Below are 15,198 nucleotides of genomic sequence, written 5' to 3'. Positions count from 1 at the left end.
GGGTCGTCGTGCCCACGCCGACGAGGACAAGGGCGAACTGGATCCAGTAGAAGGCGGGAAAGCCGAACAGTCGCGGCTCGTCGAAGTTGTAGATGAAGGGCAGGACCGGCACGACGATCGGGATGAGCAGCAGCCAGTTCCACGGGCTGCGATCGTCGCGGGCTTTGGTCTCTGGCTCCGCCATTGCCCCGTACCTCCTCGTGAAGTGCTCGTGCTGAGGTGATCTCAGTAGGGAACGGCAGTTGATTCGGCGCGAAATGGGTGATTGCCGCGTACCGGGCGATGCCCAATATAGGCGTGGAGCCACGGAGGGGTACGTCCTTGCGACAGAAAACACGTCCTCATGAGGGGCTACACGTGATCGCCCATCTTGCCATGATCGACGTTCCCCGGAAACCAGGCGGCGCGTGGAGTACCGGTTCCAACGACCGATGAACTCACGGCGATGGATGCCGTTAAGCGAGGCGAGTAGACCAGGTAGTTGCGCGGTGCCGTTGTCCATTTGGGCCGGGCACGGAGGAAACGGTAAAGGAAAAGATGACAAAGTCGGCGCGCCAGGAATCGACCAGCCTCCGATCCCCGCGGGCCATCCGATGACGGATTTCTCTGATCAGCCGTCATCCGGATCCGGCGAGGGCCGGCACCGCGCGACCACCCGGATGCTTCCCGCACCGAAGCAGAGGGCTCGCCCCGGGAAAAGCGCCGAGCTGCCGCCGCGAAAGGTGGCGCCAGCCGCGTCGCCTGGCGAAGACGCGGAGGCGCACAGGCCGATAACTCAGCCAAGGTGCAGTCCGAGCAGCACAACCTGGCGCGGGAACTGGATCAGGCGTGGGCCGGCCCGCCGGCGGCACCGTCTGCCGGCGCCCCGCAAGGACCGGCGGCACCCGGCGACAGTCTCGTCGGCCGCCTCTACATACCGAAGTTCGACAAGGAGTGGGTGGTCGTCAACGGCGTGCGGCCGGACGACATCAAGTACGCGCCCGGCCACTACCCCGAGACCGCCATGCCCGGGCAGATCGGCAATTTCTCGGTGGCCGGTCACCGGATCAAGAAGATCTTCTGGCGGCTCGATGAGCTCCGGCCGGGCGACGTGATCGGCGTCGAGACCCGGGACAGTTGGTACGTGTACAGGGTGTACGACCTGGACATCGTCAAGCCGAACCAGGTCGAAGTCGTCGCTGCGGTGCCCGGCAAGCCCAGCGTCAAGCCGACGAAAGCGCTACTCACCCTCACCACCTGCAACCCGAAGTACAACCGCTATCAGCGGCTGATCGTGCACGCCGAGCTGGCGAGAAAGGTGCCGCGCAACCCATCGCCGGCCGATGCCGGCATGCCGCCCGAGATGAAAGCACACTGAGCCCGGAGCTGGGCGCGCTTGGTGTCGTCGAAGCGAGCCACCCGGGGCGGCGACACGGGACCCCCGTGCCGATGTGCCCGTGCCCGCGCCAGGGCGAGCTACCGGGGTCACTGAGGCGCGGCGGAGCGATGGTGGTGGAGCAAGCACCGAGCTCACCGAGAAGGAACGTCATGCAGAAAATGGACGTGAAGTTCGACAGCGCAGGCATCGAGCTGGCCGCCAACCTGTACCTGCCCGACGGGGCGGGCGACCGGCCGCTGCCGGCCATCGTGGTGGGTCACCCCGGGACCGGGGTCAAGGAACAGGCGGCGGGCCTCTACGCGTCGCTTCTTGCCCAGCAGGGCTTCATCACCATCGCGTTCGACGCCGCGTACCAAGGCGAGTCGGCCGGTCTGCCGCGAGGGCTGGAGGACCCCGCCCACCGCATCGAGGACCACAAGGCCGCCGTCTCCTACCTGACCACCCGGCCCGAGGTCGACGCGGACCGCATCGGGATGCTGGGCATCTGCGCCTCCGGCGGCTACGCCATGAACGCCACGGCGAGCGACCATCGGGTCAAGGCCATCGCGACGGTCAGCGGCGTCGACATCGCCCGGCAGTTCCGCCTCGGTGCCGACGGCGACCAGGATCCGGCCGTCTTTCAGGGCATGCTCGACGCGGCCGCGAAGGCGCGCACGGCCGAGGCGCACGGCGAGGGCGGGCAGGTCTTCCAGCTGTTCCCCGACACCATCGAGCAGGCTCGGGCGCTCGGTGGCGAGCACGGCTACGAGGGCTTCGAGTACTACTGCACCCCGCGCGGCCAGCACCCGCGCTCCACGAAGCTGCTCACCTGGACCAGTATCGACCACCTCGCCCTGTTCGACGCGTGGACCGCGGTCCCGCTCATCGGGCAGCGCCCCGTCCTGGTCATCGTGGGGCGGCGGGCGGTCACCGCGTGGATGAGCATCGACTCGTTCCAGCGGGCGGTCGGGCCCAAGAAGCTGGTCTTCATCGAGGGCGCCAGCCACGTCGACCTCTACGACAAGCGGGAGTACGTCGACCCGGCCGTCGAGGAGCTCCGCGGCTTCTTCACCACCAACCTCGCCGTCGAGCCCGTGCTGGTCTCCGCCTGAAACTGCACCCCACGGGCGTCAGCGGCCGCCCACACAGGCGCGTGCCGGCCAGCATCAGGTTCGACAGACCCGGCCTGCGTGGACGGCCGTTCGCGAGCAAACCGGATCCTGACAAGTCGCTGCGAGCATCGACTCCCATGAGACGACACATCATCGGGGCGGTGGCCGGTGCCGCCGGTCTGGCTCTGGCCGCGGTGCCCCTGGCCGCGTCGGCCGGCGAGACCGGCGGCGCCCAGCTGGGCGCGGTCACCCCGGGTGGGATGTTCCTGGCCAACATCGACGACGACGCCAACGCGTGCCGCGCCTCCGCCCGGACCATCACCAAGGACGCGGTGGCCCGCGAGGAGGCCAACGACCAGCGCTTCGCCGACGAGAAGGACGCGCTCTCCCAGCTGCCGGACCAGCAGGAGGCGGAGAGACGGTACCTGGCCCTGCGCCGCGCACACCGGCTCGAGCAGAACCTGGCCGACCGCCAGATGGCCGCGTGCAACGATGCCGCCGACACGGTCGTGAACGGTGCCGCCGACGAGCGCGACCTGTTTCGCCTGCGGGTGACGGCCTGGCCCGACGTCCCGGCGGACGCCTCCGCGACGCTCACCGCGACCGGCAAGGTGCGGCTGTTCGTCAAGCGCGGCCGCTGGGAGGTCGCCTCGTCGCTGTCCACGGCCGAGCTGAGGCACGGCGTCGACCTCGCCCTCGAAGGCATTGATGTGGTGCGGGACCGCGCTGCCTGGGACGGCACGTCGGTGGTGACGCTCAGCGTCGTTGCCGACGGCAAGGTCAAGACCTCTGCGGTACGCCTGCGTGAGGCGCCCGTGCTCACCCAGCTCAACACGCAGCGCCTCCAACGCGTCTTCACCAACAAGGCTTCGGACGACAACGGCAAGGCGTGGCGTGCCGCGGCCGCGAAGGTGGCGCCGCTCGCCACTCTGGACAGTGGCGACGACGACTGGACGCAGGATCTGTTCGAACCGGCGTACCAAAGAATGGGTGATGTCGGCATGCGGGTGCTGATCCCGTCGGTGAACGACCAGCATCGGCAGGCCGCCCGCGTCGCGTACACCCAGCTCAAGGGGCCGGATGTGGCGGTCGCGCACGTGCCCGGTGTGCCCGTGCCGGAGACCGACGACGACAACACGTACGACTCGATGGGCAATCTGGAGACCATGCCACCGACACCGGGTCACCCGAACGGCACGGTGGTCGTGGGCGGTAAGCCGTCCGCGCAGATCGTGGCCTTCCTGCGCGCGCAGGGTGCCCAGGAGGTCGTCACGGTCGACACGAGCTGGCTGAACGTCGGGCACGTCGACGAGTTCATCCAGTTCCTGCCGGTCGCGGGCGGCTGGAAGGCGATCGTCGCCGACCCGGCCGCGGGCCTGGCGCTGCTGAGCAAGGTGCCGCAGAGCGAGAAGCTGCACGGCGACCTGCCGGCGCTTCAGTGGCCCTACGACGAACGGATCGACCACCGCACGATCGCCGAGTTCCGGGCCGACGGGCAGTTCACCGACACCAACCGGATCGCCGCCCGCAGGATCGCCGAGAACGTCGCACGGCTCGGGCTGACGCCGGACCGGATCGTCCGCATCCCGGTGCTGTTCACCGCCCGCGGGCTGGACTGGGCTCTCGACAAGTCGGCGATCGACGGCATGGACGACGGCCCGGAGAAGGACAAGGCGATAGCCGCGCTCAACGCCCGCCGCGACGGCGTAGGCGAGACCCCCAACCTGATCAACGGCCTGGTGGCGGCCGGCCACCGCTACGTCGCCCCGAAGCCGTACGGCCCGTTGCTGCACGGCAGAGACGTGTTCGAGGACGCCGCCACCAGCGCGCTGGCCACAATCGGATACCGGGTCACCTTCGTGGACGACCTCACCTCCGCGCACGTCTCCGAGGGCGAGATCCACTGCTCCACGAACACGTTCCGTGACTACCTCCGCCCCTGACCGGGGGTCGCGTCGTATCCGTTCGTGACCGACGCGCGGGCCGGCGTGCGTTCGGCCTGACCGGCACCCAGGATGCCGATGATCGTCAACGGTGGTTCTCCGGGCGGGGTATTGCCTCCGGCTGGGCTCGCCGCCGCGGTTGCCGGGTGGGCAGACCGGCCGAGGCCAGGATCGACAGCTTCTCGGCATCGCGGGATCCGGCATCCGGGTGGTAGATCACCAGCGACTGCCCGTCCGTGCCGCTGATGGCCAGCCGTTCCCGGTGCAGCGCCAACTCGCCCACCTGGGGATGGTTGAAGCGGATCGTGGTGCCGCGCTGCGCACGCACCTCGTGCCGCGCCCACAACCGGCGGAAGGTCGCGCTCGCCAGCGACAGCTCACCGGTGAGCTCGATGAAACGCGGGTCCTCGATGTCGGCTCCGATCGCCTGGCGCAGGGCGGCGATGAAACACTCCGTCATTGCCTCCCACTCCGGATACAGATCCTGCTGCGCCGCGTCGAGGAAGAAGTCCCGGAGCTGGTTCCCGCCGACGTCGAGTCCGGGCGAGAGGGTCCGGGCCAGATTGTTGGCGGCGAGGATGTCGAAATAGCGCCCCTCGATGAAGGCGGGCTGCACGAGTCCGTCCAGCAACGTGAGCGCACCGTCAGGCACGGTCTCCGCACGGTGACGGGCCCGGCGCGGTCGCGGCGCGCCGACGACCAGCGAAAGCAGATGAGTCATGTGCTCATCGTCGAGGCAGAGAACCCGGCCGATCGACATGAGCACCTGTGGCGACGGGTTGCGGTCGCGGCCTCGCTCCAAGCGCAGGTAGTAGTCGGCGCTGATGCCGGCGAGCATCGCGACCTCCTCCCGGCGCAGCCCCGGCACACGTCGTACGCCGGTGTCTCCAATGCCGGCTTGCCGGGGCGTCACCAGCGCCCGGCGAGCGCTCAAGAACCTGCCGAGGGCATTCGATCTCTGACTCATTTTGCCAGCGTAGTGCGGCGCCGCCGATCAGCCGGGGCCCTGTCAGACCCCCGGCTGATCAGGGATCTGGCCGGGTCGGCGAGCCGTTCCTAGCGTCGTGGGACATCGCCCGGAGCGTCCCATCGGGCATTCCCTGTGTCGGAAGGATCGAACCTTGACCACCACGTCCCGGTCGCCCGAGGTGCCGGCGGCCGACCGGACGACGCCCGCGTGGGGTGCGGTCGTCTCCCTCGGCCTGGGCATCTTCGCCATCGTCATGTCGGAGTTCCTGCCGGCCAGTCTGCTGCCGCGCATCGCCGACGATCTCGGCGTCTCGGACGGGGCGGCCGGCCAGGCTGTCAGCGTGACCGCCTTCGCCGCCGCCGTCTCGGCGCTGTCGATATCCGTGGTCGTGCCGCGCGTCGACCGGCGGCGCGTCATGATCGGCCTGACCCTCCTCGCGATCGTTTCCAACCTGATCGTGTCCGTGGCGCCGAGCCTCTCCGCCGTGTTGCCCGCGCGTCTCCTGCTCGGCGTCGCGCTCGGCGGATTCTGGGCCATGGCCACCGCGATGGCCGCGCACCTGGTCCCGGCCGACCACGTGGGCCGCGCGCTCACGGTGATCAACTCGGGCGTCGCCGCGGCCACCGTCGCCGCCGTGCCCCTCGGTGCCTGGCTCGGCGACGTCTGGGGCTGGCGTGGCGTCTTCGTCCTCGGTGCGGGTGTCGCGGCGCTCGCCCTGGCCGTGCAGGTCGCCACGTTGCCGGCCGTCAGACCCGCCGCCCTGAGCGGACTCCGCGCGCTCGGGTCGGTACTTCGCTCCGGGATCGTTCTGGGCGGCCTGCTCGCGATCCTGCTGATCTTCGGCGGGCACTTCAGCGGCTTCACCTACGTCCGCGACGCCGCACAGAGCATGTCCGGCATCGGCGGGGGCGGGTTCGCCGTGCTGCTCCTCGCCTTCGGGACCGCCAACTTCCTCGGCACCGTCGCCGGCGGCCCGCTCGCGGACCGCGTACCGCGGGTGGGGGTCTTGCTCTTCCCGGCCGTGCTGGGCGTCGGAATGATCAGCATGTACGCCACCGGCACCTCTCTCACCGGACTGTTCATCGCCGCCGTCATCTGGGGCTTCGGCTTCGGCGGAGTCCCGACCACCGTGATGAGCTGGGGCGCCCGGACCGAGCCGGAGCGGCTCGAGCAAATCGGTGGCGTCATGGTGACGGTCTGCAACCTCGCGATCGCGGCGGGCGCCGTCGTCGGCGGTGTGCTCGTGGACCGGTCGGCGGCCAACGTCCCGCTTCTCGTCGGTGGTATCGCGTCGGTCGCCGGCGCCGTGGTGCTCACCAGCCTGCGCCACCGTCGATAGATCCAGATATATCGATAACGAACGGAGAGAACCGAATCAATGGAAACGCCTCGACGCCTCAGCGTTCTGATCGGCGCCGCCGTGCTGACTGTCGTCATCCTGGTCGGTGGCACGCTCAACGCCTCCGCGAGCACGCCGCAGCCGGCGAACGCGGCCACGCAGTCCGACGCGCCGGCCTGTGTGGCCCCGGAGCGTCCGCTCAGCCGTGACTTCGACGCCGCGACCCGGAAGAACGCCGCGTTCAACAGCAACTTCCGGCACTGCTTCACCACCATCAACGGCGTGCAGATGCATTATGTGATCGGCGGGCACGGACCAGACCCGTTGGTGCTGCTGCACGGGTGGCCGCAGAGCTGGTACGCGTACCACGACATCATGCCGGAGCTGCTTCCCGGCCGTACCGTCATCGCGATCGACCACGCCGGACTGGGCGACTCGACCGGTACCCCGCCCGCGATGACGACCAACGTCCTGGCCGAGTACGTGCACCTGCTCCTCAACCGCCTCGGCTTGCAGCGCGACGTGCAGGTCGTCGCCCATGACATCGGAGTCGGTGTCGCCTATGCCCTGGCCGCCCAGTACCGCCGGCAGGTCGCCGGCCTGTTCAACCTGGACTTCGCCCTGGTCGGCAAGAGCCTGAAATTCGCCGACCTCGTCCCGCTGGCGTTCCACTTCTCGTTCAATCAGCAGACCTTCTCGGAAGAATTGCTCACCGGGCGGGTCGGCTTCTTCCTGACCAACTTCTACCCGCTTGTCTCCACGTTGCCCCAGCCGATAGCCGCTCGTGACATCGCCGAATACACCCGCGTCTATTCTCGGCCGCAGGTGCTGCACAACGGCATGGAGTTCTACCGCGACTGGCCGAAGGTCGATCAGGACAACGCGGTCCTGATGCGGACTCCGCTGACCATTCCGGTGCGCCTGCTGAGCATGGGTCTGATCCCCGCATGGACGGCGTTGTCCCAGCAGTCCATGAAGGACGCCGCACCGGCCGCCACCGGTACCGCGGTGGACGGGGCCGGCCACTGGCTCATCGAGGAACGCCCCGCCCTGGTCATCTCCGAGATCAACAAGTTCTACCCGGTCGGCTGACCGATCCGCGCGTCGCGCGCCCGGCCCCGAGCGATCATCGCCCGGGGCCGGGCGCGCCGGCTACGAACGCTTCCGCCCGCTGCGGCCTGCGGCACCGTTGCGACGGCGTCATCCCCGCGAAAGGCTCAGCACCTTCGCCACCCGGGTCAGAGCGTCGATGTGCTCGTCGGCGGTGTTCGGGCCGGAACGGGCGGTGTTGATCGCGATGTGGGTCGCGCCCGCCGTCTCCCAGAGCCGCACGGCCTCGGCCACCTCCTCGGCCGAGCCCGACCAGCGCACACTGCCCTCGAGGCCGAGCTGAGCCGGGTCGCGGCCGGCCGCCACCGCGGCCCGGTCGACGATCTCCTTCGCCGCGTCCAGGTCCGGGCCGGGCTGTACCAGCGGGAACCAGCCGTCAGCGACCCGGCCGGCCCGGCGGTAGCCGACGGGTGAGGAGGCGCCGATCCAGAGCGGGATCGGCCGTTGCACCGGCAGCGGGTTGATACCGGCGCCGGTCACCGTCTCGTGCTCGCCTCGGTGGGTCACCGAGCGTTCGGTCCAGTAGCGGCGCAGCAGCGCGATCTGCTCGTCGTAGCGGCGGCCCCGGTTGTCGAACGGCCGGCCGAGGGCTTCGAACTCGACCGCATTCCAGCCCGCCCCGACGCCGAGCCGGAGGCGGCCGCCGGTCAGCCAGTCGAGTTCGGCCGCCTGTTTCGCCACGAGCGCGGTCTGCCGTTGCGGCAGGATGATCACGCTGGTCACCAGTTCCAGCGAGGTGAGCGCGGCCAGGTAGCCGAAGACCACGAACGGTTCGTGGATGACGGTGTCCACGTCGTAGGGGCGGTCCCACCCGGGGTGGACGGCCGGGTCGGCGCCGAGGACGTGGTCGGCGATGCGCACGTGGGCGTAGCCGAGCTCGTCGACGGCCTGGCCGAAGGCCCGGACCTCGCCGGGGTCGTCCGACAGCGCGTTCTGCGGGAAGACCACGCCGATCTTGATCGTCATGACAGCCTCCGATGGGTGCGTTCCCGGCGGACCAGGGAAGGATGTAGCGGCCGTAATCGATGAGGTCGTCAAGGTTGTCGTAGCCCCGGATGGCGGCGGCCACCGTCTCCGGCGGGGTGCCGGCGGATTTCAGGCGGCATCGACCACGCGCCGGCCGGGAATCGCGTCGATCAGCTCACGGGTCCAGGGGCTGCGCGGACTGGTGAACACCTCGGCCACCGGGCCATGCTCGACGACCTTGCCGTGGCTCATCACCGAGACGGTGTGCGCGACCTCGGCGACGACCGCGAGATCGTGCGAGACGAACAGGTAGGACAGGCCGAGCGCGGCCTGAAGGTCGGTGAGCAGCTGCAGGATCTGCTCCTGCACCAGCACGTCGAGGGCGGAGACCGGCTCGTCGAGCATGATCAGGTCTGGGCGCAGGGCGAGGGCGCGGGCGATGGCGACGCGCTGCCGCTGGCCGCCGGAGAGCTCGGTGGGCAGCCGGTCGAGGTAGGAGGTGGGCAGCTGGACCTGGTCCAGCAGCTCGCGGGCCCGTTCCTGGCGGCTCCTGCGGTTGCCGATGCGGAACGACACGAGCGGTTCGGTGATCGACTGGCCGACGGTGAACTTCGGGTCGAGGGTGGCGAACGGGTCCTGGTGCACGAGCTGGGCCTTGCGCCGCAGCGGGCGCAGTTGGTTCCACGACCGGCCGACGATCTCGTCGCCGTCGAGCACGACCGATCCGCTGGTGGCGGTCTCCAGGCCGAGCGCGATACGCAAAGTGGTGGTCTTGCCGCAGCCGGACTCGCCGACCAGCGCGTGGGTCCGGCCGCGTGGCACGGTGACGCTCACCTTGTCGAGGGCGTTGAAGCCGCGCGCTCCTCGCCGCAGATCGTTGCCGGCGAAGGTCTTGCTCACCTCGGTGAGGGTCAGGATCGGTTCCGGTACGGCCTGGTCGCGCACGTCGAAGCGGGGAGCGAGTCGTGGTGTCGCGGCGGTCAGGCGCCGGGTGTAGCTTTCGCGCGGCGCGCTCACGATCGTGGCCGGGTCACCCTGCTCGACCAGCCGCCCGTCGCGCATCACGACGATCCGGTCGGCCCGGTCGGCGGCGACGGCCAGGTCGTGCGTGATGATCACCAGTGAGATGCCCTGTTCGCGGACGAGGCCGCCGAGATGGTCGAGGATCCGTTTCTGCACGGTGACGTCGAGGGCGCTGGTCGGCTCGTCCGCGATGATCAGCTTGGGCCGGCCGGCCAGCGCGATCGCGATGAGCGCCCGCTGGCGCAGGCCGCCGGAGAGCTCGTGCGGATATTGCCGGGCCCGCAACTCCGGGTCCGGCACGCCGGCCTGTTCGAGGAATCGCAGGACCTCGGCCGGCACGGCGGCTCCGGTGATGCCGCGCAGCCGTACCGCCTCGGCGATCTGGTGGCCGACCCGCTGGGTCGGGTTGAGCCCGACCATCGGGTCCTGCGGGATCAGCCCGACCACCGAGCCGCGCAGGCGGCGCAGGGTCCGCTCGCTCGCGCCGGCGGTCTCGACCCCGTCCACCACGGCGGAGCCGGCGGTGATCCGCCCGTTGGGCGGCAGCAGGCCGATGATCGCGTTCGCGGTGGTGGTCTTGCCCGAGCCGGACTCGCCGACGATGGCGACGACCTCGCCCGCCTCGACGGTCAGGTCGAGGCCGGCGACGGCGGGCCGCACCCGGCGATGCCGGACGTAGCCGACATCGAGTCCCTTGATGTCGACGAGCGTCATCGCGTCAGCTCCTGGAGTGTCTTGGAGATGTGGTTGAGCCCGAGCACGAGCAGGGCCACGAACAGGCCGGGCAGCAGGCTCAGCCACCACGAGGTGACCAGGTAGTTGCGGCCGTCGGCGATCAGCGTTCCCCACTCGGCCTCGGGTGGGGCGGCGCCGAACCCGAGAAAGCTCAGCGACGCGATCGCGATGATCGCCACCCCGGCGTCCAGGACGGCCAGGACCGCCACCGGACCCCACGAGTTGGGCAGGATGTGCCTCAGCAGCACCCGGGTCCAGGATGCGCCGCCGGCCCGCGCGGCTTCCACGTACGGCAAGGTCTTGACCCGCAGGACCTCGGCACGGGTCGTTCGGGCGAAGCCCGGGACGATGGCGACGCCGACCGCCACCGCCACCGGCACGGTGCCGTAGCCGAGCGCCGTGACGATCGAGAGGGCGAGCAGCAGGCCGGGGATGGCCAGCAGCACGTCGATGCCCCGCATCAGCACCGCGTCGACCAGCCCGCCGAAGAAGCCCGAGACGATGCCCAGGCCGAGCCCGGCGACCAGCGCGATGGCCAGCGCGATCAGGGTGGCCTTGATGGTCAGCGGTGAGCCGTGCAGCACCCGTGACCACAGGTCACGGCCGTAGATGTCGGTGCCGAACAGATGGGCCGCGCTCGGTGCCTGCGCCACCGCGGCCGGATTCGTCTCGTACGGGTCCTGTGAGGTGAACAGCCGAGGCCAGAAGGCGGAGACGACCACGAACAGCACGTAGAGAACGGACAGCAGGAACACCGGTTTGCGGGCGAGCTGCACCAGGTTGGCGATCAGGTTCGCTCGCCGGCCGCCGGCCTCCTCGGCAGGCAGCGGCGCCTCGGTAACCAGATCAGCCACGGCGGTCGTCATGTCGAGGTCACCACTTCCGGTGCGGGGCGGACCCGGCCGCGGGTGTGCGAGATCCGCGGGTCGAGCAGGGGATAGAGCAGGTCGACGATCAGATTGACCAGCACGAACATGGCCGCCGCGACGGTGACCACGGCGAGCACGACCGGTACGTCCTGCGACAGCACCGCCTCCTGGGCGAGCTTGCCGACGCCCTCGCGGGTGAAGACCGTCTCGACCACGATCGAGCTGGTGACCGTGAGGCCGACGAGAACGCCGAGAATGGTCATGGCGGGCAGGGCCGCGTTGCGGAACGCGTGCCGGAGGTGCACCGCCGACCGCGACAGGCCCTTGGCCCGCGCCGTGGCGATGTAGGGCTGGCGGAGGGTCTCGTCGAAGCTCTTGACCAGAACTTGAGCGAGTACGGACGAGGCCAGCACGCTGATCGTCACGACCGGCATCACCAGCGACCGCGCGCCCTCGGTGCCGGTGGCCGGGAACCAGCCGAGCTGGAACGAGAAGAACTGGATGAGGAACAGCGCCACGAAGAACTGCGGGAACGAGGCGCCCAGGGCCGGCAGCCGGGTGAGGAACACCCGCAGCGGATTCCAGCGGGCGAACGTCGCCAGGTAAGCGAGCGCGGAGCCGGCGATCAGCGACAGGACCGCGGCGGTGACGCTGAGCAGCAGGGTGCCGTCGATGCGCTCTGTGATCAGGTCACTGACCGGCACCTGCTGGCTGAGCGAGGTGCCGAAGTCGCCGTGCAGCACCCCGGTCAGGTGCTGCCAGTACTGGGCCCACATCGATTGGTCGAGGCCGAACCGGTGCTTCATCGCAGCGAGCTGGTCCGGTGTGAGGCTGTCCGGCTGCACCCCGGCCGCGGCGAGCTGAAGCTCCATCGGGTCGCTCGGCAGCAGGTAAAGGATGGCGAAGGTGAGCGTGAAGGCCGCCCACAGCACGACGACCGCCTGCACGACGCGACCCGCGACGTAGCGCGCCATGTCATTCCTTCCAGACGTCGTTGAGCTTGAGGAAGCTCTCCGACGTGAACGCGAATCCGTGCACCTTGCTGGAGACGCCGGCCTTCTGCACCCGCTCGGCGAGCGGGTAGACGATGGCGTTGTCGATCAGATAGTCCTGGAGCTCGCCGTAGGCCTTCCCGGCCGCCGCCGTGTCGGTCGTCTCGAGGGCCTTCTTGAACAACGCCTGGATCTGTGCGGTCTCCTCCGGGGCGGCCGCCTGCGTGGCGAGGGCCTTGGAGTTGGCGACCTCGGGGTTGATGATGAACTGGAGCGCCCCGGGGTCGGCGCGGGTGAAGTAGGTGGAGGTCAGGTCGTAGTTGCCCTCCTTGAGGTAGGTCGCCGACTGCGCGGTGGTGAGCTGGCGCAGCCTCAGGTCGATGCCGACCTTCTTGAGCTGGGCCTGCAGCAGTTCGGCGCCCGAGTTGAACGTCGTCAGCGGGTAGTCGATGGTCAGCTTCGCGCCGTTCTTCGCGCGGATGCCGTCGGCGCCCAGCGTCCAGCCGGCCGTGTCGAGGGCCTTGCCGGCGCCGTCCGGGTCGTAGGCGAGTTTGGCTGCCTGCGACTTGAAGTACGGCGTGGCCTGGTCGAACGGTCCCTCGACGATCGGGTAGTCCGGGCCGTAGAGGGTCGACGCGTACGTCTTCACGTCGATCGCCTTGGAGAGCGCCTTGCGGATGGCCGGGTCGCTCAGCGGATGACCGGCGCTGACGTTGCCGAACAGGGTCAGCGAGACGCCGGGCAGCGACCGCGCCTCGACCTTGTCCCCGGACCTCTGGATCAGCTGCTCGTCCTGCGGGCTGAACGGGTTGCGCGGCCAGGCGATGTCGGTGGCCCCGCTGATCAGGTTGCCGGTGCGGACGCTGTCCTCGGCCACGTAGTCGAAGACCACCTTGTCGAGCCGGGCCTCACCGGTGTTGGCCGACAGCGACGAGCCCCACGCGTAGCCGGCCCGCTTGGTCAATACCGTCTCGACCTTGGCGGTGTAGTGGTCGAGCTGGAACAGGCCGGAGCCGACCACGCCCTTGCCGGTGCACCGCTCGGCCGGAGTGAGCTGGAACTCCGCCGGGTCGGTGATGGCCAGGTTGGTGGTCGAGGTGGCTTGCAGGAACGACGAGTTGGGCTTGCTCAGGTGGAAGACCACGGTGGCCGGGCCGGCCACCGTCGCGCCGGTCAGGCCCTGGATGTAGGAGGAGCCGAAGGCGGCGCCGTTGGTGTCCTTGACGGTCCGGATCCAGCCGGCCGCGTTGTCGGCGACCGCCTGCGCGTCGAGCTTCTTGCCGTTGGCGAAGGTGACGTCGTCGCGCAGGTGGAACGTGTAGGTCAGGCCGTCCGGGCTGATCTCCCAGCTCTTGGCGAGCCATGGCACGATCTTGCCGGTCTGTGGGTCCTGATCGGTCAGCGAGTCGGCGAAGTTGCGGATGATCGTGCGACTTTCGATCCAGTAGACCTGGAACGGGTCGATGCAGGAGAACGTCGGGTTGTCCGGCCAGAACGACACCTTGAGGGTGCCGCCGCTCTTGGGCGAGCCGTCGCCGCTGCTGCCGGCCCCGTTTCCGCCGCAGGCGGCGAGGGTGAGAACCGCCGCCGTGGCCGCGATGAATCGTCTGAGGCGCATCTATTTTCCTTCGGTGAGAATGCGGCGGCCGCTCGCGAGCAGGACAGTGTCCTCCTGCGGCGGGTGGACACGGATGCAGAGCGCATCGCGCAGATGACGTTCGAGCGGGTGGTGCCGGGACAGGCCGGGATTGCCGAGGGCGGCCACAGCGGTCTGGGTCGCCGTGATCACCGACCGGCCGATCGCGACCTTGATGTTGGACAGTTCGGCCGCGACCTCGTCGCCGGCCTCCAGGCGCAGCAGCGTGCCGTGCAGAAGTGTCTCGGCCTGCGTGACCTGCAGGTCGATCTCGCCGGCCACCGCCTGGATGCGCTCGGTCCGCGCGATCGGCTTGCCCAGCGCGGCCGGTGCCCGGCCGCGGGCGAACGCGGCGAATGCCGTGCGGGCCGCCCGGGCGACACCGATGTAGAGCGCCGGATGGCTGAAGCTTTGCGGGCCGGCCATGGCGGCCGGATCCCGGTAGACACCGTCGGGGCCGCGTGGGATCTCGACGAACGCGCCGGCCGGCACCCGGACGTTCTCGTAGATCACGTCGTGCGTGTTGGAGGCGCGCAGGCCGAGGTGGTCCCACGTGTCGATCCAGGTGATGCCGGGCCGGTCGCCGGGGACGATCAGGTGCCCGACTCGTCCGTCGTCGGTGGCCACCCACACCACGTGATAGGCGAGGCCGGTGCCTCCGGTGGCGTACGCCTTGCGGCCGTTGACCACCCAGCTGTCACCGTCGCGGGTGGCGGTGGTCTTCGGCAGGCCGCCGCGGGCCGGGGCGCCCAGCTCCGGCTCCGCGCGGATCGCGTTGACCAGGGCTGGGCCGGTCTCCGATCGGGCGAGCAGGTCGTCGTAGAACTCGGCCGGCCAGTGCGGGCGGGCGGCCTGCCCGGCGTGTGACATCAGCAGGTTGGCGGCGAGCAGGCCGACCGAGGCGTCGCCCTCGCCGATCGCGGTGAGGATCCGGGCGGTGTCGCGTGGTCCCAGCCCCGGGCCGCCGAACTGCTTGCCGACGGTCGCGGTCAGCAGGCCGGCCCGATGTGCCGCCTCGACGCCCTTCCAGGGCAGCTCCCCGGTGCGGTCGTAGTCGGCGGCGGTCGCCGCGATCTCGGCGGTGACCTCGGCCAGCGCGCCGGGGGAGAGGTCGGGCACCGGAAAGCTCATGGCTGAGCCTCCTTT

Annotated in this window: 13 protein-coding genes; 5 read left to right on the top strand and 8 right to left on the bottom strand. The window is 69.8% G+C overall.

What is annotated here, in order from left to right; translation table 11 throughout:
- Positions 1-184: DUF3311 domain-containing protein (locus tag Ade02nite_RS46805; protein ID WP_203777907.1), on the bottom strand; the 184-nt coding region annotated here is incomplete at its 3' end.
- A gap of 600 nt (positions 185-784) precedes the next feature.
- Here Ade02nite_RS46805 and Ade02nite_RS46800 point away from each other — a divergent pair.
- From Ade02nite_RS46800 to Ade02nite_RS46790, 3 genes are all read left to right on the top strand, one after another.
- Positions 785-1,357 carry a class E sortase gene (locus Ade02nite_RS46800; protein WP_239169574.1) on the top strand — a complete coding sequence of 191 codons (573 nt, stop codon included), beginning with the start codon at positions 785-787 and terminating at the stop codon, positions 1,355-1,357.
- 170 nt (positions 1,358-1,527) lie between these two features.
- Positions 1,528-2,469 (top strand): alpha/beta hydrolase, encoded by a 942-nt coding sequence (locus tag Ade02nite_RS46795; RefSeq protein WP_203777906.1) that lies wholly within the window; start codon positions 1,528-1,530, stop codon positions 2,467-2,469.
- A 137-nt stretch (positions 2,470-2,606) separates the two neighbouring features.
- A complete protein-coding gene (locus tag Ade02nite_RS46790) occupies positions 2,607-4,412 on the top strand; it encodes a protein-arginine deiminase family protein (protein ID WP_203777905.1) in 1,806 nt (601 codons plus the stop codon).
- An 85-nt stretch (positions 4,413-4,497) separates the two neighbouring features.
- On the opposite strand, the gene Ade02nite_RS46785 is transcribed toward Ade02nite_RS46790, so the two are convergent.
- The gene (locus Ade02nite_RS46785; RefSeq protein WP_203777904.1) at positions 4,498-5,379 is read right to left on the bottom strand and encodes a helix-turn-helix domain-containing protein; all 882 of its coding nucleotides are present in this window, start codon (positions 5,377-5,379) and stop codon (positions 4,498-4,500) included.
- Positions 5,380-5,533: 154 nt separating this feature from the next.
- On the opposite strand from Ade02nite_RS46785, the gene Ade02nite_RS46780 reads away from it, so the two are divergent.
- Together Ade02nite_RS46780 and Ade02nite_RS46775 are read left to right on the top strand one after the other, a co-directional pair.
- Positions 5,534-6,721 (top strand): MFS transporter, encoded by a 1,188-nt coding sequence (locus Ade02nite_RS46780; protein ID WP_203777903.1) that lies wholly within the window; start codon positions 5,534-5,536, stop codon positions 6,719-6,721.
- A gap of 39 nt (positions 6,722-6,760) precedes the next feature.
- On the top strand, positions 6,761-7,813 hold the full coding sequence (locus tag Ade02nite_RS46775; RefSeq protein ID WP_203777902.1) for an alpha/beta fold hydrolase: 1,053 nt from the start codon (positions 6,761-6,763) through the stop codon (positions 7,811-7,813).
- A gap of 108 nt (positions 7,814-7,921) precedes the next feature.
- Here Ade02nite_RS46775 and Ade02nite_RS46770 read toward each other — a convergent pair whose 3' ends face one another.
- From Ade02nite_RS46770 to Ade02nite_RS46745, 6 genes are all read right to left on the bottom strand, one after another.
- Complete coding sequence (locus Ade02nite_RS46770; RefSeq protein WP_203777910.1) at positions 7,922-8,791, bottom strand: LLM class F420-dependent oxidoreductase; 870 nt, start codon at positions 8,789-8,791, stop codon at positions 7,922-7,924.
- A gap of 135 nt (positions 8,792-8,926) precedes the next feature.
- Positions 8,927-10,534, bottom strand: a complete 1,608-nt coding sequence (locus Ade02nite_RS46765) for a dipeptide ABC transporter ATP-binding protein (protein WP_203777901.1) — start codon at positions 10,532-10,534, stop codon at positions 8,927-8,929.
- Positions 10,531-11,409, bottom strand: coding sequence for an ABC transporter permease (locus Ade02nite_RS46760; RefSeq protein ID WP_239169573.1), 879 nt, complete (start codon positions 11,407-11,409; stop codon positions 10,531-10,533). The genes Ade02nite_RS46765 and Ade02nite_RS46760 overlap by 4 nt, the downstream gene beginning before the upstream one ends.
- A gap of 8 nt (positions 11,410-11,417) precedes the next feature.
- Positions 11,418-12,398, bottom strand: a complete 981-nt coding sequence (locus tag Ade02nite_RS46755; RefSeq protein WP_203777899.1) for an ABC transporter permease — start codon at positions 12,396-12,398, stop codon at positions 11,418-11,420.
- 1 nt (position 12,399) lies between these two features.
- Entirely contained in the window at positions 12,400-14,034 is a 1,635-nt protein-coding gene (locus tag Ade02nite_RS46750) for an ABC transporter substrate-binding protein (protein WP_203777898.1), read from the bottom strand.
- A complete protein-coding gene (locus tag Ade02nite_RS46745; protein ID WP_203777897.1) occupies positions 14,035-15,183 on the bottom strand; it encodes an acyl-CoA dehydrogenase family protein in 1,149 nt (382 codons plus the stop codon).
- Positions 15,184-15,198 lie beyond the last annotated feature (15 nt).

This window comes from Paractinoplanes deccanensis, assembly GCF_016862115.1.
GTDB lineage: Bacteria > Actinomycetota > Actinomycetes > Mycobacteriales > Micromonosporaceae > Actinoplanes > Actinoplanes deccanensis.
This window is presented reverse-complemented; position numbering and strand designations above follow the sequence as displayed.

Bases quoted from the DNA above. Each gene is read 5' to 3' on its own strand.
- Ade02nite_RS46750 (WP_203777898.1), bottom strand. From the start codon at position 14,034: ATGCGCCTCAGACGATTCATCGCGGCCACGGCGGCGGTTCTCACCCTC.
- Ade02nite_RS46745 (WP_203777897.1), bottom strand. From the start codon at position 15,183: ATGAGCTTTCCGGTGCCCGACCTCTCCCCCGGCGCGCTGGCCGAGGTC.
- Ade02nite_RS46775 (WP_203777902.1), top strand. From the start codon at position 6,761: ATGGAAACGCCTCGACGCCTCAGCGTTCTGATCGGCGCCGCCGTGCTG.
- Ade02nite_RS46790 (WP_203777905.1), top strand. From the start codon at position 2,607: ATGAGACGACACATCATCGGGGCGGTGGCCGGTGCCGCCGGTCTGGCT.
- Ade02nite_RS46755 (WP_203777899.1), bottom strand. From the start codon at position 12,398: ATGGCGCGCTACGTCGCGGGTCGCGTCGTGCAGGCGGTCGTCGTGCTG.
- Ade02nite_RS46785 (WP_203777904.1), bottom strand. From the start codon at position 5,379: ATGAGTCAGAGATCGAATGCCCTCGGCAGGTTCTTGAGCGCTCGCCGG.
- Ade02nite_RS46765 (WP_203777901.1), bottom strand. From the start codon at position 10,534: ATGACGCTCGTCGACATCAAGGGACTCGATGTCGGCTACGTCCGGCAT.
- Ade02nite_RS46795 (WP_203777906.1), top strand. From the start codon at position 1,528: ATGCAGAAAATGGACGTGAAGTTCGACAGCGCAGGCATCGAGCTGGCC.